The 20,917-nt window shown below is 62.6% G+C and carries 9 protein-coding genes; 5 read left to right on the top strand and 4 right to left on the bottom strand.

Annotated features, from left to right (window positions below):
- Positions 1–495 precede the first annotated feature (495 nt).
- Entirely contained in the window at positions 496–11,322 is a 10,827-nt protein-coding gene (locus tag P0Y58_19600) for a peroxidase family protein (GenBank protein ID WEK29101.1), read from the top strand.
- 158 nt (positions 11,323–11,480) lie between these two features.
- Here P0Y58_19600 and P0Y58_19595 read toward each other — a convergent pair whose 3' ends face one another.
- The 3 genes from P0Y58_19595 to P0Y58_19585 form a co-directional block, all read right to left on the bottom strand.
- Entirely contained in the window at positions 11,481–13,871 is a 2,391-nt protein-coding gene (locus P0Y58_19595; protein ID WEK29100.1) for a TonB-dependent siderophore receptor, read from the bottom strand.
- 139 nt (positions 13,872–14,010) lie between these two features.
- A complete protein-coding gene (locus tag P0Y58_19590) occupies positions 14,011–14,982 on the bottom strand; it encodes a FecR domain-containing protein (GenBank protein WEK29099.1) in 972 nt (323 codons plus the stop codon).
- On the bottom strand, positions 14,979–15,497 hold the full coding sequence (locus P0Y58_19585; GenBank protein ID WEK29098.1) for a sigma-70 family RNA polymerase sigma factor: 519 nt from the start codon (positions 15,495–15,497) through the stop codon (positions 14,979–14,981). Before P0Y58_19585 ends, P0Y58_19590 begins: the two co-directional genes overlap by 4 nt.
- 210 nt (positions 15,498–15,707) lie before the next feature.
- Between P0Y58_19585 and P0Y58_19580 the strand changes: the two genes are divergently transcribed.
- Both P0Y58_19580 and P0Y58_19575 read left to right on the top strand, forming a co-directional pair.
- Positions 15,708–16,631 carry a carbon-nitrogen hydrolase family protein gene (locus tag P0Y58_19580; protein WEK29097.1) on the top strand — a complete coding sequence of 308 codons (924 nt, stop codon included), beginning with the start codon at positions 15,708–15,710 and terminating at the stop codon, positions 16,629–16,631.
- 128 nt (positions 16,632–16,759) lie between these two features.
- A complete protein-coding gene (locus P0Y58_19575; GenBank protein WEK29096.1) occupies positions 16,760–18,073 on the top strand; it encodes an MFS transporter in 1,314 nt (437 codons plus the stop codon).
- Here P0Y58_19575 and P0Y58_19570 read toward each other — a convergent pair.
- Positions 18,036–18,947 carry a LysR family transcriptional regulator gene (locus P0Y58_19570; GenBank protein WEK29095.1) on the bottom strand — a complete coding sequence of 304 codons (912 nt, stop codon included), beginning with the start codon at positions 18,945–18,947 and terminating at the stop codon, positions 18,036–18,038. The two genes, P0Y58_19575 and P0Y58_19570, sit on opposite strands and share 38 nt — an antisense overlap.
- A 97-nt stretch (positions 18,948–19,044) precedes the next feature.
- Between P0Y58_19570 and P0Y58_19565 the strand changes: the two genes are divergently transcribed.
- Positions 19,045–20,301, top strand: a complete 1,257-nt coding sequence (locus P0Y58_19565; GenBank protein ID WEK29094.1) for a serine hydrolase — start codon at positions 19,045–19,047, stop codon at positions 20,299–20,301.
- A complete protein-coding gene (locus tag P0Y58_19560; GenBank protein ID WEK29093.1) occupies positions 20,298–20,828 on the top strand; it encodes an OmpA family protein in 531 nt (176 codons plus the stop codon). The genes P0Y58_19565 and P0Y58_19560 overlap by 4 nt, the downstream gene beginning before the upstream one ends.
- Positions 20,829–20,917 lie beyond the last annotated feature (89 nt).

Raw genomic sequence — 20,917 nt, 5'->3', positions numbered from 1 at the left:
AGCCCTTGCGACGCCCCGTACAACGGTACTTCTGGCTTCTGGACGGCTCGCAAACGGGGGGACCGTTGCGCGCTTGTTGTAAGCAGCAGCGTAGGGCGTGCCGAAACACCTTGTAATATCTTTTTGCTCTATAAATTCTTTGAACTTTTCATAAGTCGACGAAAAACAGATAGTTGCATCGCATGCTCATCGGTAGACGTTTTTTTTGACGGTATATTGACAAGCTTTTCGCCTACGACTTTAGTCTGATGTATTCGGGCCCTGAGTGAGACGGGGTCGATACACGTGCGTTACACCGCTGTATCGCACAGTTAACAAGGTTCTTGCCGTTGAGGGGGGACCTGCTCGTCGGCGATGAGGCCAGTGGCGTCAGCACAAATCCGCCCAGCTGTCCCCAGAACCCCTTAATCAGAAACTGCGCACGTCAACACTGACTGGGCGCGGGAAGGACCCTGTTGCCCTGTGATTTCTCCCGAAAGATCGAGGGCATCTGCAATGGCCAATTTCAGCAAGTCGGACCTGGAATTCATCCTCAAGCAAATATTCATCGCTGAAGCGCACGCCGATGGCGCCAGCCTGATCGACCTGCTGCCCAACAGCCAGGTGCCATTCGGCCTGCGCACCGTCGACGGCAGCTACAACAACCTGGTGGCCGGGCAGAGCGAGTTCGGCGCAGCCGACAATTCGTTCCTGCGCCTGCTCGATGCCTCGTACCGCGCCAACTATGTCGGTACCGGCACGGTCGTCGATTCGCAACCGCGCACCATCAGCAACCTGATCGTCGACCAGACAGCCAACAACCCGGCCGCAGTCGAGGCCAACGGCGGTGCCGCCCCGGTGATGAGCCCCGGTATCGATGGCGTGTTCGGCACCGCTGACGACAAGCCGGTGTTCTTCATTCCCAACGTGTCGGCGGACGCCGGGCTGACTGCCGGCTTCAACGCCTGGATGACCTTCTTCGGCCAGTTCTTCGACCACGGCCTGGACCTGGTGACCAAGAGCAGCACCGACATCGTGTTCATCCCGCTGCGCCCGGACGACCCGCTTTACAACGCCAATAGCCCGACCAACTTCATGGTGCTGTCACGTGCTGTGCGCACGGCCGGTGCTGATGGCGTGGTAGGTACTGCTGACGATGGCCAGCCCAACACTACTTCACCGTTCGTGGACCAGAGCCAGACCTACAGCTCGCACCCCTCGCACCAAGTGTTCCTGCGCGAATACACGCTGGACGCAGCAGGCGACCCGCAGGCCACCGGCGGCCTGATCACCAACCGGGACCTGGGGGCTGACGGCAGGTTTGGCACTGCCGACGACGGCAACGCAGAAGGGGGTGGCATGGCCACCTGGGCGGTGGTCAAAGCCCAGGCCCGTGACCTGCTGGGCATCAACCTGACCGACGCCGACGTGCACAGCGTGCCGCTGCTTGCGACCGATGCTTATGGCAACTTCCTGCGCGGGCCAAACGGCATGCCGCAGGTGGTCATGCGCGTGAACAATGGCGCCGACGGCATTGCCGGCACCGCCGACGACGTCACCACGCTGGTCGAAGGCAACCGGGCCGCGCCCATCAGCCTGGCCAACGCGATGCGCACCGGGCACGCCTTCCTCGACGACATTGCCCACAACGCTGAGCCAGTAGTGGTGGGCGGCGTGCTGCAGGCAGACGCGGACAGCCTGGTTGGCAACGCGCAGCCTGTCGGCCAGGGCGGCAACAACCTGACCTACGACAACGAACTGCTCGACGCCCACTACATTGCCGGTGACGGCCGGGTAAACGAAAACATCGGCCTGACCGCCGTGCACCACGTGTTCCACTCCGAGCACAACCGCCTGGTGCAGCAAACCAAGGACACCCTGTTGGCTGCAGGCGACCTGGCGTTCCTCAACGAGTGGCTGATTGACGACGTGATCGCCATCCCCACCACGCCTGCCGGCATTGCCGCGCTGGTATGGGATGGCGAGCGGCTGTTCCAGGCCGCCAAGTTCGGCACCGAAATGCAGTACCAGCACCTGGTGTTCGAAGAGTTCGCCCGCACCATTCAGCCGCAGATCGACGAATTCCTGGCACCTAACGGCTATGACACCTCGATCAACCCGGCGATCCTCGCCGAGTTCGCTCATGTGGTGTACCGCTTCGGTCACTCGATGCTGACCGAAACCGTCGACCGCTTCGACTCGTCGTTCAACCCGGTGTCTGGCGATCCAGACAACCCTGACCAGCAACTGGGCCTGATCGCCGCCTTCCTCAACCCGCTGGCATTCGCTGGCAGCGGTGCCACCGCCGACGAAGCGGCCGGTGCAATCATCCGCGGCGTGACCCGCCAGGTGGGCAACGAGATCGACGAGTTCGTCACCGAGGCGCTGCGCAACAACCTGCTCGGCCTGCCGCTGGACCTGCCCGCGCTGAACATCGCCCGTGGCCGTGACACTGGTATCCCTGGCCTGAACGAGGCCCGCCGCGAGTTCTACGCCGCAACGGGCGATAGCCAGCTCAAGCCCTATATCAGCTGGGCCGACTTTGCCGACCACCTCAAGCACCCGGCGTCGCTGATCAACTTCATCGCCGCCTACGGCACTCACTCCACCATCACCAGCGCCACTACCGAAGCGGGCAAACGCGCCGCCGCAGTATCGCTGGTGCTTGGCGGTAGCGGCTCACCGCTCGACCGCCTGGACTTCCTCAACGGCACCGGCGCCTATGCCAACGTGACGCTGGCCGGCAAGGACGGCATCGCCGGCACGGCCGACGACATTACCGGTGTGACCGTAACCGGGGTCGATGCCATCGACTTCTGGGTCGGCGGCCTGGCCGAGAAGAAAATGCCCTTTGGCGGCATGCTGGGTTCCAGCTTCAACTTCGTCTTCGAAACCCAGCTGGAGTCGCTGCAGAACGGCGACCGTTTCTATTACCTGTCGCGCACAGCAGGCATGAACTTTGGTACGGAGCTGGAGAACAACTCCTTCGCCAAGCTGATCATGCTCAACTCCGACGTCACCCACCTGTCCAACACCGTGTTCCTCACGCCCACCTTCACCCTGGAAGTGAACCAGGCCAACCAGTTCACGGGGCTGGGTGCCGACGGCAAGGCCGACCCCACGGGCGGCATCGAGATAAACGGCGTTGAAATCGTGCCGCTGGTGATTCGCGACAACCCCGATACCGTGGGGCCAGACAGCAACTACCTGCATTACACCGGAGAAGACCATGTGGTGCTGGGTGGCACCGCTGGCAACGACATCATCATCTCCGGTGAGGGCGACGACACCGTCTATGGCGATGCCGGTGATGACGTGCTCGAAGGCGGGGCCGGCAACGATGCGGTGCTGGGCGGCGCAGGCGACGACATCATCACCGACTCGTTCGGCGACAACCGCCTGGAGGGTAACGCCGGTAACGACGTGATCGTCGCTGGCAGCATGGGGGTTGCCGGTAACCTGATCCTGGGTGGCGACGGCCAGGACTTCATCATCACCACCGAAGACATCAGCACTACCTTTGGTGGCCAGGGCGACGACTTCATCCTCGGCGCCAAGACCAACCTGCCACCGACCGGCAACGAAGGTGACGACTGGATCGAGAAGGGCACCCAGGACGGTGCGCCTGGCGACAACTTCGCGCCCTTGCTGGGTGACGAGGTCATTGGCAACGACATCTTCGTCGGTGGGGGTGGCTTTGACGAAATGATCGGCGAGGGCGGCGACGACATCTTTGTCGGCAGCGATGCCCAGGACAAGATGGATGGCATGTCCGGCTTCGACTGGATCACCAACAAGAACGACAAGGTCGGCGTCACCGTTGACCTGAGCCTGGCAGCGCTGGCCCAGCCCCATGGTAATGCGCCAAACCAGAACGCCGGCGTGTTCAACCCGGTCGGCGCCTCGCCGGCCAGCATCCTCGACCGCTTTGCCGAGGTCGAGGGGGTGTCCGGCTCGAACTACGCCGATGTACTCAAGGGCGATGACGTCGATGCCGTGACCATCCTCAACCATGGTGGTGCCACCGGCAGCGCCCTCACCAACGTGGCGTTGATCCGCGGGTTGCAGCAGGTCCTGGCCGATGCCGGGTTGCCGACCACGGGCTTTGCCACCGGCAACATCATGCTCGGTGGCAATGGCAGCGACCTGATCGAAGGCCGTGGCGGCGATGACCTGATCGACGGCGACAAATGGCTGAACGTGCGCATTGCCGTATACGCCCCAGGCGACGTCAACCACACCGGCCCCGAGATCGCCAGCTTCGACAGCATGGTCGACATGATCCCGTTCATGCTCGACCGCACCTATAACCCCGGTCAGCTGAAAGCCGTGCGCGAGATTCTGCCCGGTACCTCGACTGGCGGGGCGGCCTTCGACACGGCCGTGTATTCGGGGGTGCAGAGCGAGTACGTGGTGACCCAGAACACCAAGGGCACTGCCGATGTCGCCGATGATGTGTGGACGGTGACCGATACCGTGGCTGGCCGTGACGGCGTCGATACCCTGCTGCACATCGAACGCTTGCAGTTCGCCGACAGCCAGCGTGTGCTGGTGAGCGGTGTGAACGCGCAGCCCACCGGCAGCCCGACACTGCTTGATGGCAACGGCGGGGCGATCACCGTGGGCGACATGCTTACAGTAAGCGTGGCGGGCGTACGGGACGCCGACAACATAAGCGCAGGCAACCCCTTGGGTACGCTCGCCGATCGTTCCGTGTCGTACTACTGGCAGTTCGAGGCCGATCCTGGCAGCGGTGTGTTCCAGGACATCATCCTGCTACCGGCCGGTGACCTGGCGTTCCAGAGCGCCGATGGCACCTCGTTCAAGGTGTCGCCAGACCTTGCCGGGCTGAGCCTGCGGGTCAAGGCAATCTACCAGGACGCCCATGGCACCACCGAAATACTGTACTCCACGCCAACTGCGGTTGTGGAGCCGGGCGCCCCCGTGGTCCCGACGCCAGCGACGCCGGTCGTGGATGCCACAGCGGGGGGCGAGGGGCTGCACATGGTGCGCTCCGACCTCAACTTCATCCTGGCCCAGATCAAGATCGCCGAAGCTGATGCCGCCGGGCAGGACATTCTCTCGCTGATCCCCAACATCCGCTCGGCGCTGGGCCTGCGCGCCGTAGATGGCTCGAACAACAACCTGATGAACCTCAACGGCCACAACAACACCCAGTTCGGTGCTGCCGATAACGTCTTCCCGCGTCTGACCGACCCGGTGTTCAACCCCGCAGAAGGCGCCCCGGCCGGCTTCTTCGGCCCAGGCTCGCCGGCTATTCCTGGCTCGTCGTACCAGCAGACCAGCGGCCCGGTGTTCGATTCGCAGCCGCGCACCATCAGCAACCTGATCGTCGACCAGACCTCCAACAACCCGGCCGCCTATGCCACGGCGTATGACCCGGGCGCAGATGGCGTGCTCAACTTCGGCGCCGTGGGCAACGACGATGTGCTCAAGGACGGTGTGCGGATCGTCGCCAGCCCCGGCATGGACGGCCAGTTCGGCACCACCGACGACCACGATGTGTATCTGTTCGAAAACACGGCAGCCGATGCCGGCCTGTCCGCGCCGTTCAACGCCTGGATGACCTTCTTCGGGCAGTTCTTCGACCATGGCCTGGACCTGGTCACCAAGGGTGGTTCGGGTACCGTCTACATCCCGCTGCAACCCGATGACCCGCTCTACGTGGAAGGTGGTTTCACCAACTTCATGGTGGTGACCCGTGCCACCAACCTGCCAGGGCCGGACGGCATCCTCGGCAACGCCGACGACATCCACGAGCACACCAACACCACCACGCCGTTCGTGGACCAGAACCAGACCTACAGCTCGCACCCCTCGCACCAGGTGTTCCTGCGTGCCTACATGATGACCGACGACGGCCCCGTGGCCACTGGCCGGCTGCTCACCAACCGTGACCTGGGCGCCGATGGCAAGTTCGGCACTGCCGACGACAGCGAAATCGGCGGCATGGCGACCTGGAAGGTGCTCAAGGCCCAGGCCCGCGACCTGCTGGGCATCAATCTGACCGATGCCGACGTCGACAACGTGCCGCTGCTGGCAACCGACGCGTACGGCAACTTCATCAAGGGGCCGAATGGCTACCCGTTGGTGGTGATGAAGGGCCTCGACGGCATTGCCGGCACTGCCGATGACCAGCAGGTCGAAGGCAACCCCTTGGCACCGCTCAACCTGACCAACGCCGTGCGCACGGGGCACCAGTTCCTCGCCGACATTGCCCATAACGCGGTGCCCGTGTTCAGTGGTGGCGTGCTGGCGCCGGATGCCGACAACGTTGCTGGCAACGCGGTGCCGGTCAACCCGCAGACCGGTGCCAACCTGGCCTACGACAACGAACTGCTGGACGCGCATTACGTCGCCGGCGACGGTCGGGTCAACGAAAACATCGGCCTGACTGCAGTGCATGCCATCTTCCACTCCGAGCACAACCGCTTGGTGGCGCAGACCATGGACACCGTGCTCGACTCGCACGACCTGGTCTTCCTCAACGAATGGCTGCTCAACCCGGTAGCTGCATTGCCGGTCACCCCGGCCGAGATCGATGCCCTGGTATGGAACGGCGAACGCCTGTTCCAGGCGGCCAAGTTCGGCACGGAGATGCAGTACCAGCACCTGGTGTTCGAAGAGTTCGCCCGTACCGTGCAACCGCGGGTCGACCTGTTCTTTGCCCCGACCCAGGTGTACGACGTCGACCTCGACGCATCGATCGTGGCCGAGTTCGCCCACACCGTTTACCGCTTCGGCCACTCCATGCTGACCGAGACGGTCGACCGCTTCGACGTCGACTTCAATGTCATCAAGGACCCGGCCAGCGCCAACCCTGACCAGCAACTGGGGCTGATTGCAGCGTTCCTCAACCCGTTGGCCTATGCCGCGAGTGGCGTCACCCCCGAGGATGCCACCAGCGCCATCGTACGCGGGGTCACCCGCCAGGGCGGCAACGAAATCGACGAGTTCGTCACCGAGGCGCTGCGCAACAACCTGCTTGGCCTGCCACTGGACCTGCCGGCGATCAACATTGCCCGGGGGCGCGACGTTGGCATCCCTTCGCTGAACGCCGTGCGCCGGGACATCTACGGCCAAACCGGTGATACCCAGCTCAAGCCGTACACCAGCTGGGTCGACCTGGTGCAGCACCTGAAGCACCCCGAGTCGTTGATCAACTTCATCGCGGCTTATGGCACCCATAACACCATCACCGGGGCCACCACACTGCTGGAAAAACGTGCCGCGGCCATGGCCCTGGTATTCGGCGGCGATGGCGCGCCGGCCGACCGCCTGGACTTCCTCAACAGCAGCGGCGCCTACGCGAACGTGACGCTGCCTGGCAAGGATGGCGTGCTGGGCACCGCTGATGACCTGCGGGCGGTTACCGTAACCGGTGTCGATGCCATCGACCTGTGGATCGGCGGCCTGGCCGAAGCGAAGACCCCGTTCGGCGGCATGCTTGGCAGCACCTTCAACTTCGTGTTCGAAAACCAGATGGAGAAACTGCAGGACGGCGACCGTTTCTACTACCTGGAGCGAACCTCTGGCCTGTCGATGAACGCCGAGCTGGAAAGCAACTCGTTCGCCAAGCTGATCATGGCCAACACCTCGGCCACCCACCTGCCGGGGCTGGTGTTCTCCGACCCGGGCTTCTACCTGGAACTGGACCAGAGCAAGCAATACAACGACGGCCTCGGCCATGCCGACCCGCTGGGCGAAAACGGCGAGCAGGTGGTGTTCCGCGACAGCCCGTTGACTGCCGGCCCGGACACCCACTACATCCGCTATGCCGGTGGCGAGCACATCGTGCTGGGCGGCACCAGCGGGGACGATATCCTGGTGTCCAGCGAAGGCGACGACACCGTCTGGGGCGATGCCGGCAACGACCGCATCGAAGGCGGCGACGGCAACGACCAGCTGCGCGGTGGTGCCGGCGACGACATCATCAGCGACATGGGCGGCGACGACAACATTCAGGGCGGCGACGGCAACGATGTGCTGCACGGCGGCAACGGCGTCAACCTGATCATCGGCGGTTTCGGCAATGACTTCATCGTCACCGGTGAAGATGCCTCCGAAGCCATTGGTGGCCAGGGCAACGACTTTATCCTGGGCAGCAAGGCCAACGAGCAGGACATGGGTAACGAAGGTGACGACTGGATCGAGAAGGGCACCTCGGACGGTGCGCCTGGCGACAACTTCGACCCGCTCGGCAACGACCCTGTCATTGGCAACGACGTGTTCATAGGCGGCAACGAGAACGACAAGTTCAACGGTGAAGGCGGCGACGACATCATGGTTGGCAGCCTGGGCTTCGGCGACCGCTACATCGGTGGTTCGGGCTATGACTGGGCAACCTTCAAGGACCTGGCCCAGGGCGTGACCATCGACTACAGCGACCGCTTCTTCGATGTGCCACCCGTACCGGGCTCGGGCGCTTCGGCGCTGGTGCGCTTCGACATCATGGAAGGCTTGTCGGGCTCGGCGCATGGCGACTTCCTGCGCGGCGACAACGAAGACGCCACCAGTCTGCCAACTGCCGGCGCCACCGGCAGTGTGCTGACCAACATCAGCCTGATCAATGGCCTGTCCAGCCTGCTGGCTGCCGGTGCCACGTTCTACGATGGCGGCAACATCATCCTTGGCGGCAGCGGTAGCGACCTGCTCGAAGGCCGAGGCGGCGACGACATCCTCGACGGTGACAAGTGGCTGAACGTGCGCATCAGCGTGCGCGCCAACCACGACGGCACCGGCCCGGAAATCGCCAGCTTCAACAGCATGGAGCCTATGGTGCCGTTCATGCTCAATGGCACCTACAACCCGGGCCAGCTGGTGATCGTGCGGGAAATCCTCAATGGCACCGACAGCTATGACACGGCGGTGTTCTCGGGGGTGGCCACCGACTACAGCGTGGTGGTTGATGGCAACTCGGTGATCGTCACCGACCTGGTGGCCGGGCGTGACGGTGTCGATCACCTGACCGGTATCGAGCGGCTGCAGTTCTCGGACCGTTCGCAGGTTTCTGGTGTGGGTACCGCCGTCAATGCAGGCCCTACAGGGCACCTGGCGATCCTCGACGCTGCCAGCGGGCTGCGTGACGATACACCGGTCAGTGGCCAGCTGCTGCGCGTTACACCGCTGGCGGTGCATGATGCGGATAACGTCAGCGCGGCTAACACAACTGGCGCGGTCAACGGCCCTGTGGCCTATTACTGGCAAGTCGAGACCCTGCCGGGTTCAGGGGTGTATGAAGACATCACCTTTGTAGCCGCAGGCGAGGTTTCACGAGCCATCGGTTCTACTTACCGGGTCACGGACGATGTCGCCGGCCTGAGCATACGCGTACGTGCGGTGTACCAGGACGCCAAAGGCACGCTGGAAATCGTCGACTCTACGCCGAACAGCGCCCCGAGTGCCGGGCCTGCCGTGTCCGGTTTGCTGGTGCAAAACCAGACCCTTACCGCCAACCCGGCAACCATCGTCGATGCCGATGGCCTGAGCAACCCGCAGTTCAGCTTCCAGTGGCAGTCCAACCGAGGGGTGGGCTGGGTCAACATTGTTGGCGCGATCAGCAGCACCTTTGTCCTGACCCAGGCGCAAGTGGGGCAGAACATGCGTGTGGTGGTCAGCTACGTGGATGACTTTGGCGTACAGGAAAGTGTCGCCTCCGACATCCTCGACCCGGTGGCCAACGTCAACGATGCACCGACTGGTGCTGTGCTGATCAGCGACACCACGCCAGACCGGGGCCAGACGCTGACCGCACTGACGGGCGGGATCGCCGACCTGGATGGGGTGGGGGCCTTCAGCTTCCAGTGGCAGCAGGGCACGGGCGGCACCTTCAGCAACATCGCCGGTGCCACTGCCGCTACCTTTACCCCGGGCTTTGCCCAGGGTAACCAGCAACTGCGGGTGATCGTGCGCTACACCGACGGCTTCGGCACGCTGGAGTCGCTGACTTCGGCGGCAACCGCTGCCGTGGTGGTGCCGCCGGGCGTGACGCTGGTGGGCACCAATGCCGCCAACACCCTGACCGGTGGTGCGGGCAATGATGTGATCTCCGGCCTGGGCGGCAATGACACGCTGAATGGTCTGGGCGGGGCCGACCAGTTGTTCGGGGGTGTCGGCAACGACATCCTCAACGGCGGTGACGATCCGGATATCCTCAATGGCGATGATGGCAACGATACCCTGAACGGCGGGCTTGGCGCAGATGCCATGAACGGCGGCGCCGGCAACGACACCTTCGTGGTCGACAACGCGGGTGACACGGTGACGGAGGCGCTGAACGGTGGGACCGACCTGGTGCAGACCAGCCTGGCCACCTACACCCTGGGTGCCAACGTCGAAAACCTGACCTACACCGGCAGCAGCAGCTTTACCGGTACGGGTAACGCGCTGGCCAACACCATTACCGGTGGCGCCGGCAATGACCTGCTTAGCGGTGGTGCGGGTGCCGACCGCCTGGTGGGGGGCGTGGGCAACGACACCTATGTGGTGGATGATGCCGGGGACGCTGTGGTCGAGGCCAACGGAGCAGGCACTGACCTGGTGCGTACCACGCTGGCCAGCTACACCATGGCCGCCAACGTCGAGAACCTGACGTATACCGGTGTGGGCAACTTTACGGGCACGGGTAATGGCCTGGCCAACATCATCAACGGCGCGGCGGGCAATGACACGCTCGCCGGTGACGGCGGCAACGACATCCTCAACGGCAACGCCGGCAACGACACTCTCAATGGTGACGCCGGTAACGACCAGCTGTTCGGCGGCCTGGGTGCCGACCGCCTGAACGGTGGTGGTGGCGATGACAGCCTCGATGGCGGCGACGGCAATGACACGCTGTTGGGGGATGCCGGCAACGACACCCTGCTGGGCGGCATCGGTGATGACAGCCTGGACGGCGGCAACGGCAACGACACACTGCAAGGTGGCGATGGCAACGACACGCTGTTCGGTGACGTCGGCACCGACACCTTGATTGGGGGCGCCGGCAACGACTTCCTCAACGGTGCGGCGGGCAACGATACGGTGGTGGGTGGTGCCGGCAACGACACGATGATTGCCACCGACGGCAATGACGTGTTCCAGTTCGCGGCCGGCTTCGGCAACGACCTGATCATCAACTTCGATGCCATTGCGGCGGGTGGCCAGGACCGGCTGGATATCACCGCCCTCAACATCACTGCGGCGAACTTCGCGGCCAGCGTCACCATCGCCGATGTTGGCGCGGATACGCTGGTTCACATCGGCGCTGCCGACTCCATCCGCCTGGTGGGGGTGGCGGATGCGACCACGGTGAATGTGGCGGACTTCATCCTGGCGGGTTGAGGGTCCGAAAAACAGGCTGCTGGCTTGAACGGCAGGGGCTACTGCGCAGCCCATCGTGACACAAGGCCGCTCCTACAGATGATCGCATCTCTCTGGAGCGGCCTTGTGGCGCGATGGGCCGCAAAGCGACCTCCGCAGTAAACTCGCGCCCTGTGTGACTACCAGCGATAGGTCAGGTCTGCTGTCACTGTCCGCCCGCTGCCCAGCAGGCAGGCCACCGTGGCAAAGCAGCCGGCCACGTAGTACTTGTCGGTCAGGTTCTTCACGTTGAGCTGTGCCGACAAGCCCTGCAGACCGGTGTTGGCCTTGCCGAAGTCATACGACAGCATGGCGTCGACCAGGGTGTAGCCCGGTACCTCGAAGGTGTTCTGCGCATCGCCATAGGTGGCACCGGTGTAGCGCACGCCAATGCCGGCGCCAAGCCCCGCCAGCGGCCCGCCCTGCAGGGTGTAGTCGACCCACATCGAAGCCAGATGGCGTGGCACCCGCACCGGTGTATTGCCTTTGTTGCTGACGCCCAGCGTATTCGGGTTGTCCTTGGTGACCTCGACATCATTGTAGGTGTACGCGGTGATCAGGTTAAGCCCAGGCAGCGGTTTGGCCACGCCTTCCACCTCCAGCCCGCGCGAAGTCACCTCACCTTGCTGGACGCTGAAGCCTGGGTGATCGACATCTGTTGTTGCCACGTTCTGCCGGCGCAGGTCGAACGCCGCTACGGTCACGTAGTGCTCGCTGCCTGGGGGCTGGTATTTGATGCCGACTTCATATTGCTTGGCGGTTTCCGGCTCGAAGGGTGAACCGTCAAAACTGTTGCCACTGGCTAGCTTGAACGACTCGCTATAGCTCACGTAGGGGAACAGGCCCATGTCAAAGCTGTAGCCGAATGAAGCGCGGGCGGTAGTGGCCTCGTCGGTGATCACCTGATGGCTGCCAATGATACGGTTGGTGCTGTCCTGCCGTGCCCAGTCGTGGCGCACGCCCAGCGTGGCAACCCAGTTGTCGAGGTGCAACTGGTCTTGCAGGTACAGCCCGGTCTGGCGGTCGTCGCGGGCGGTGGACAGCAGCGAGGTGTAGCGCGAAGTGTCGATCGATATGCCACGTGCCGGGTTGTAGATGTTGATCGACGGCGCGTCGCCGTGCTGCATGTCCTGGCTGCGATGGCCGCGCAGGTAATCGACGCCCAGTAACAGGTCATGGCGCAGGGGGCCGTTGCTGAAGTTGGCGAGCAGCTGGTTGTCCAGGGTGTAGTTGTCGCTGTTGTAGTCACGCAGTTCGTAATAGCGGGCCAGGGTGTTGCCGTTGATCACGCCGCTGTTGCGAAACAGCTGGTCCTGGTAACCGTGCATGTGGCTGTAGCGGAAGTTCTGGCGAAAGCTGAACGTTTCGTTGAAGCGGTGGCTCAGCTCATAACCGAGGTTGTTCATTTCCGACTGTTCGCGGTCGAAGCCCGGTTCGTTCAGCGAGCGGTGGCGGGGCACGCGGCCATTGGGGTTGGAACCGTCGAACAGGGAATAGGCCATGTTCGAGGTGAACAGGTTGGTGTTCTTCTGGTACGACGCCAGCAAGGTCAGGCTGGTGTCCTCGTTCGGTGCCCAGGTCAGGCTGGGCGCTACGTACTGGCGGTCGTCCTTGATCCCGTCGATTTCGTTGTCGGCGTCGCGGCCGAGCATCACCAGGCGATAGGCGAGGGTCCCCTGGCTGTCGACCAGGTCACCGACATCCAGGCTCAGCTGCTGGCGGTCATGGTTGCCGAGCGACAGGCCGACTTCACGGTGGGCGGCAAACAACGGTTTTTTCGAGACCAGGTTGATCATGCCGCCAGGTTCGCCCTGGCCGTAGATCACCGATGCGGGCCCTTTGAGCACTTCGATGCGCTCAAGGCCGAACGGCTCGGGGGCATAGTAGCCGGTGTTGTTGTTGCGCAGCCCATCGGTGTAGGCATCGCTGGTGATCTGCTGGAAGCCACGCACCATCAGGGTGTTGTCGGTCGGGTTGTTGCCGGAGACGTTGGTGTGCACGCCGGCGGTGTAACTCAACGCGTCGGTGATGGTTTGCGCACCTTGGGCCTTGATCCGGTCGCGGGTGACCACTGACACCGAGGCGGGGGTTTCCAGCAGAGCGCTGTCGGTCTTGCTGGCGCTGCTGGCGCGGGTGGCCAGGTAACCGTCCACGGCGCCGTAAGCACCGTCCCGGCGAGCGTCGACGCTGGTGGGCGCCAGTTGCAGACCCGCACCTTGTGCTGCGGGTTGCAGCCGATATTGGCGTTCGCCGCTGGGCACGGCGACCAGGCCACTGCCTTGCAGCATGCGCTCCAGCGCCTGTTCAGCGGTGAAATTACCTTGCAGCGGGGCGCTGGCCTTGCCCTGACTGAGCGCGCCATCGCCGACAATGTAGATACCGGCTGAACTGGCCAGGCGATTGAGCTGCTGGGTCAGCGGGCCGGCCGGCAGGTCATAGTGGCGCAGGTTGTCGTCGGCCATGACGGGGCAGGCAGCCAGCAACGGCAGGGCCAGCAGCAGAGGGCGCAAGGTAAGCGGAAGCAGGGGCATGAGTGTTCCTTGTGGGGGCAGATGAAGCAAGGTGTTCATCTGCTAATCCGAACGAGCGAGGTAAAACCGGAACACCTCTGGGCAAAAAATTGTGCTGTACACCGAGCGGACCTCTTCGCGGGTAAACCCGCTCACAGGCTCAGCGTGGCTCGATGCTGTACCACCATGGCAAGGGCTTGCGCACCCTGATCGGCAGTGCGCTTTCGAGCATGGCCAGGGTGCGTTCGGGGTCGTCGGCCGGGAAGCTGCCCATCACCCTTAAAGCCTGCACCTGTGGGGCAAGCCCCAGGTAGCCTGGCAGGTGGGCACGCAATTGCTCGACGAATTCGCCAAGACTGATGTCGCTGGCCAGCAACCGGCCGTCGCGCCAGGCTTGGCGTGACTCGTCCACCGCACGTGGCGCCTGCGCGCCTTGGCGGTCGAAATCTGCCTGCCAGCCTGCCCCAACCACCAGACTATCGGGGCCCTCGGCCGGGTGCAGTCGTACCGCACCGTCAAACACGCTAAGGCGCGCGCTGTGCTCGCGTTGCCAGACACTGAAACGGGTGCCCAACGCTTGCAGGCGGCCCTGGCGGGTGTCGATGACGAAGGGCCGGTTTTCATGGGCGGTTTCCACCAGCACTTCGCCGGCCAGCAACTCTAAGCGACGCAGGTTGGTGCGGTAGTCGATGTTCAAGGCGGTTGCGCTGTTCAGCCACACTTGGCCGCCGTCTGGCAGGCGCAGGAGGCGCACTTCGCCGGTAGCGGTGTGCTGGTCGGCACTGAGCGCCAGCAGTTGTTGCCTGGCTGCAGGTATTCGCCAGCCGGCCAGGGCCAGCAGGCTGCCACCACACAGCACGCCAAGCAGGCCAACCGCGCGGCGGCGATCAATGTCGGTACGCCGCACGCTGCCCAGTGCCTGCAGCGAGGCGTCGGCCTGCAATTTCAGCGGAGAGAAGCGCTGGCTGATGCGTTCCACGTGACCCCATGCCAGCTGGTTTGCGCTGGCTGCGGCCAGCCATTGTTGCCAGCGCAGGCGTAGTCGCGGGTTTAGCGGGTCGGCGAGCAAGCGTGCGTACCAGTGCGCCGCTGCCTGCAAGGTGGCATGGTCCGGCTGCTCGCTGGCCTTCATGGCAGGTCCATTTCCAGCAGCAGGCACTGGTACATGGCTTGGGCCATGTACTTGGTTACGCTGCGTTCGGACACCTGCAACTGCTGGGCGATTTCCCGGTAGCCCAGCCCCTGTACCTGGGCCAGCAGAAAAGCCTGGCAGACCTTCTCCGGCAAGCGCGCGAGCATCCGTTGCACCTGCTCCAGTGCTTCAAACACCAGCGCGCGGTCTTCTTCGCTGGGTGCCAGCGGTTCGGGAAGCGCCGCTAGGGCGTCAAGCCAGGCCTGCTGCAAGTGCTGGCGACGCCAGAAGTCGATGCACAGATGGCGGGTAACGGTGCTCAGGTAGGCTCGCGCATGCTGGTCGGTCTGGAACTGTTGCGGCTTGCTCAGCAGGCGCACGAACACGTCATGGGCCAGGTCGGCGGCATCGCTGGCATTGCCCAGGCGCTTGTGCAGCCAACCGCGAATCCAGCCGTGGTGGGCCGTGTAATAGGTGTGGATTTGCTGGCTGTAAGTGGGGTCGAGGCGAGACATCGGGCATCCTTTCGCTGTGCGACAAGGTCTCATATGAGAATTTTTCGCAATAGTAGGGCAGAGATGACAGTCACGGCAACGGTTTGAGCCGCGCGCAGCAAGCCTTGATATAAACAATACTGATAACAGATCTAAAGTAATGCGAATTGCTTGATATCGAAGGTCGGTGGAACCTATGCAGATCCTTCACCACCTGAAAAATAAAAGACCATGACTATCTCGACTGTAGCGGCACTGCAAATTGGCTCTCACCCTGAGGGCAAACAACAAACGCTGGACACAGTCCTTTCCTATGAAGCCGAAATAAAGCGCGCAGGCGCGCAATTGGTCGTCATGCCGGAAGCCTTGCTCGGCGGTTATCCGAAAGGTGAAACATTCGGCACTTACATGGGCTATCGCCTGCCTGAAGGCCGGGAAGCTTTCCAGCGATATTTCGACAATGCCATTGATGTGCCGGGCGCTGAAACTGCCGAACTCGAAGCACTGGCGCAACGCACCGGTGCGCATCTGGTGGTCGGCGTGATCGAGCGTGCGGGCAGTTCGTTGTTCTGCTCGGCGCTGTTCTTCTCGCCGGAACAGGGGCTGGTCGGCAACCACCGCAAACTGATGCCGACCGGCAGTGAACGGCTTATCTGGGGGCAGGGCGATGGCTCGACGCTGCCGGTAATCGACACCCCGGTTGGCAAGATCGGCGCAGCTATTTGTTGGGAAAACCACATGCCCCTGCTACGCACGGCGATGTACGCCAAAGGCATCGAAGTATGGTGCGCACCGACCGTGGACGAGCGCGACAACTGGCAGGTTTCCATGCGCCATATCGCTCACGAGGGGCGCTGCTTCCTGGTCAGTGCCTGCCAGTTCCAGCCTTCGCCGCGCGACCTCGGGGTAAGCCTGCCGCATTGGGATGATGACCGCCTGCTGATGCAGGGCAACAGCGTGATCATCGGCCCCATGGGCGAGGTAATTGCCGGCCCGCTGAAAAACGGCCCGGGCTTGCTGGTGGCGCAGATTGATTCCGCCGAGCTGGTCAAGGCGCGTTACGACTTCGATGTGGTCGGCCACTATTCGCGGCCCGACGTATTCACCCTGATCGTCGATGAACGGGCCAAGGCCTCCGTCAAGTTCCAGCAGTGATCTGAACACCCGACACCACTGAATCGGCCCATGCCTGGCAACCCTCTGCTGCGAGGCATGGGCCGATTCACGTTTCTATGCACTAAGCAGCCCTGTCAAACAAGAAAAACATCCGAGGCTTTTCAGACATGAACAACGATTCGCGCCTGTTGTACCGCAAGATCGCCTGGAAGATCTTGCCCTTGCTGTTTGTCAGTTACATCGTCTCTTACCTGGACCGTGTGAACATCGGCTTTGCGGCGTTGCGCATGCAACAGGACCTGGGTTTCAGTGATGCGGTGTACGGGTTGGGAGCAGGTATTTTCTTCATCGGTTATGTATTGTTTGAAGTGCCAAGCAACTTGTTGCTGACGCGTATCGGTGCCCGCAGGACGATCATGCGCATCATGATTGCCTGGGGCGTGGTGTCGTCCAGCATGATGTTCGTCCAGACTCCACTGCAGTTCTATACCGCCCGCTTCCTGTTGGGTGTGTTCGAAGCCGGGTTCTTCCCTGGCATCATCCTTTACCTGACCTTCTGGTTCCCGGCACGCCTGCGCGGCAGTGTGATTGCCGTGTTCATGTCTGCCATCGCCATCGCCGGGGTGTTGGGCGGGCCGTTATCCGGCTGGATCATCGGTGCGATGGATGGCGTGCATGGCCTGCATGGCTGGCAGTGGATGTTCCTGCTTGAAGGGTCGCCGGCGATTGTGCTGGGCATCCTGGCGGCGTTGCTGTTGATCGACAGGCCCGAAGACGCCAAATGGCTAAGTGCCGACGAGCGCGCACGCATTGCCCAGGAGGTCGCAGCGCCCGTTGCGGGCGCCAGCCACAGGCTGGGTGCGGTGCTGCGCGACCCGCGGGTCTATGCCCTGGCGCTGGTGTACTTTTCGGTGATGGCCGGGCTGTATATCCTGGGCTTCTGGCTGCCAGGCATGATCAAAGGCTATGGCGTAATAGACCCTTTGCACATCGGCTTGCTCACGGCAGTGCCGTACCTTGCCGGTGGGGTGGGCATGCTCGTGATTGGCAGGCACTCCGATGCTGTGGGTGAGCGCCGCTGGCACCTGGCAAGCTGCATGGTACTGGCGGCCTGTGCCTTGGTTGCCTGTACCTGGGTGCCGGGGCAGTTGGTACCTGGGCTGGTGACCTTGAGTGTGGCAGCGGTGGGGTTGTACGCCTCGATGCCGTTGTTCTGGACCATCCCCACGCACTACCTGGGAAGCCAGGCGGCTGCCGGAGGCATTGCATTGATCAATTCGCTGGCCTTGTTCGGCGGCTTCACCAGCCCGGCTGTGCTGGGGGCGGTGAAGGCCAGCACTGGTAGCCTCGACCTCGGCCTGTATGTGTTTGCCGGTGTGCTCACCTTGGGGGCAACGGTATTGATCCTTGCAATACCGGCGCGGCTGATCGAGGACACGGCTGTCACGACAGGCAGAACGACTGCTCAATCAGCTCGATGATCAGTGCCTTGACCGTTTGCAGTGTGCTGTCGTGCTTGCTGCCGACCCGCGTGCCGATCTCCAGGTCGTAGGAAGGCAGCGCTACCGGGCAAGGAAAGGTTTTGAGGGTCGACACTCGCTCCATGGCGCGTGCGGCGTGGGTAGGTACCGTGGTGATCAGCTCCGAGCCCACCAGCAGGAACGGCACGGCGGCAAAGTGTGAGGTTGAGGCACGAATGCTGCGCTTGTACCCGGCAGCGTTCAGGCCTTCGTCGACGATGCCGACAAAACCACCCGAGGACACCAGCAGGTGCGGACGCTGGGCATAGTCCTCTGCACTGACGGGCGGGGTGTTGTGCGCATCGGCAATGCCCAGGTAATTGCCCCGGCCCAGGCGCTGCCTGGCGATCAGGTGTGAGGACAACCCGCCTGCAGACACGGCGATATCCACCTGATGGCGCATCAGCATGTCCTGGACCAGGCCGCTATGGGTTTGCCTGAACAGGATACGCAACCCGCCCAGCTGTTTGTCGACCAGTGCCAGCAGGCCTTGGCCCAGAGCGATTTCGGCATCGTCCGAAAGCCCGACAGTGATGGTCCTGCCTTTGATGTCCTTGCCCGCCACCGACAACGCCAGGGCTTGCCGGCAGCGGTTGAGTGCCTCGCCAATCAGCGGCGCCAGCTCATTGGCCCGCGTGGTTGGCCGCAGGCCTCGACCGGTGCGTTCAAACAGCGGGTCGGCGTAGACCTCCCGCAGGCGGGCGAGGGCGGCGCTGACGGCCGGTTGGGTAACGCCCAGGCGCAGCGCGGCGCGGCTGGCGCCGCCTTCTTCGATCAGAGCTACAAATACCCTGAGCAGGTTCAAGTCGACATTATCGATATCAATATTATGCATATCAGATATCCTGATAGTTGATTGATTTATAGTATACGCACTCGCACAATGCGCCGACAAATAGTTCAGCTGTGCACTTCAGGTGGGCGCTGGATATATGCGTTGTGATGAGTTTCGGGTTCTGGAGTGTATGGAAGGTATACGAGTTGTCGGCTGGTTGTTACGGGCGTTAGTTGCAAAGTTGCTGGTGCTGAATATAGGCCTGGCACAGGCTGAAGATTATCTGCCGGCGCCGGGGGTTGCCGCGCAAGCGTGGTTGTTGATGGACCATGAAAGCGGCGAAGTGCTGGCGCAGGGCAATGCCGATGCCCGTGTAGATCCGGCCAGCCTGGTCAAGATCATGACCAGCTATGTGCTGGGCCAGGCCTTGCGTGGCGGTGGTGTCGATTTGAATGACCACGTCACGATCGACACCGACGCTTCGGCTGCTGGCAACGCGCAATTGCAAGGATCGTCATTGATGTTCCTGAAACCCGGTGACCGCGTGACGATTGATGACTTGAACAAGGGCATTGTCATTCAGTCCGGCAATGATGCTTGTATAGCGCTGGCGGATTACATGGCCGGCAGTGAACAGTCTTTTGTCGATGCCATGAATGAACAGGCGCGCCAACTCGGCATGCTCAATACCCAGTTCAAGACCGTGCATGGCCTGGCTGCCGAAGGGCAATACAGCAGCGCGCGGGACATGGCGTTATTAAGTCGGGCACTGATCGAACAATTGCCGGCTGAATACGCCCTTTACAAGGAAAAGGCGTTTTCTTTCAACCACGTTCTTCAGCACAACCGCAACCGGTTGTTGTGGAGCACCAGCCTTGCTGTCGACGGTCTGAAGACGGGTAATTCCGCTGCAGGTGGCTACAGTCTGGTGACTTCGGCGGGGCTCAACGGGCGTCGGTTGATTGCCGTGGTACTGGGCGCCGAGTCGGATCGGCTGAGGTTCCAGGAGAGTGAAAAGCTGCTGAAGTGGGGGTTTCGGGCGTTCGAGACGGTCACCCCGATCAAGGCTGACGAAGTGTTTGTAAGCAAGCGTGTGTGGTTTGGTGATACGCCAAACGTGAAACTCAATGCAGGTGCACACCCGGCCATCAGCGTGCCCTACGGGCAGGCCGCTGAAGTGAGCGTAAGTGCCATCCTCGACAGCCCCGAACTGCACGCGCCGTTGCAGGCGGGGCAGGTGGTGGGTGTTGTCAATTTCCAGATCGGGTCCCGGCATATCGCGGAAAAACCCTTGGTGGTCATGGAGGCAGTCGACGAGGGTGGCTGGTTCAGCCGGGCCTGGGACTTTCTGCTGCTGAAGCTTTATCAGTGGCTTGGTGTATGCCTGTTGTGCACGGGCGAGGGGGGCTTATGAACAGTTGCCTGCGTTACCTGCTGCCTGTCCTGTGCATGCTCGCCACGGCAGCCTGCACTGTCGATCCCCTTGGCAGCGACCACCGTTTGCTGGTGAATCCTGACCAAGCCGATGCCTTCAATGAACGCGCACTGCGCCTGCAGTCGGATGAGCGCGAAACGGCCGGTGGCCTGGTCGTGTACTTCGCCACCGACAGCGCGGCTGTTGCCGAAAAGGACATCCCCAGGCTGGGGCAGGTAGCAGGCTTTCTGCTGGACCACCCACAGGCGGAGGTGTTCATCGAGGGCCACACGGATGACGAGGGCTCACCGGAGCAGAACGTGGTACTGGCCCAGGCACGCGCCGACATGATCGCCTATTACCTGGTGAAGTATGGCGCTTTGTACGATCAGTTGAACACGCGTGCCTATGGCGAGCGCTACCCCGCGCACGAGGGCAGTGATGCAGAGGCCATGCAATACAACCGGCGAGTGGTGGTGGAATGGAACAGCCGCAGTGATGAGTTTGGCTATGACCCTTTTCAATAAAGGTGTGGCGCAGATGCAAGGCCTTTGCCTCTTGCTGCTGGCGCTCGGCGCGAGCCTTTCGGCTGCGGCGCCGCACGTGCTGGTCAGTC

This window comes from Candidatus Pseudomonas phytovorans (assembly GCA_029202525.1).
GTDB classification, from domain to species: domain Bacteria; phylum Pseudomonadota; class Gammaproteobacteria; order Pseudomonadales; family Pseudomonadaceae; genus Aquipseudomonas; species Aquipseudomonas phytovorans.
Note: the sequence above shows the minus strand (reverse complement) of the source record. Positions and strands in the feature narration are given on the sequence as shown.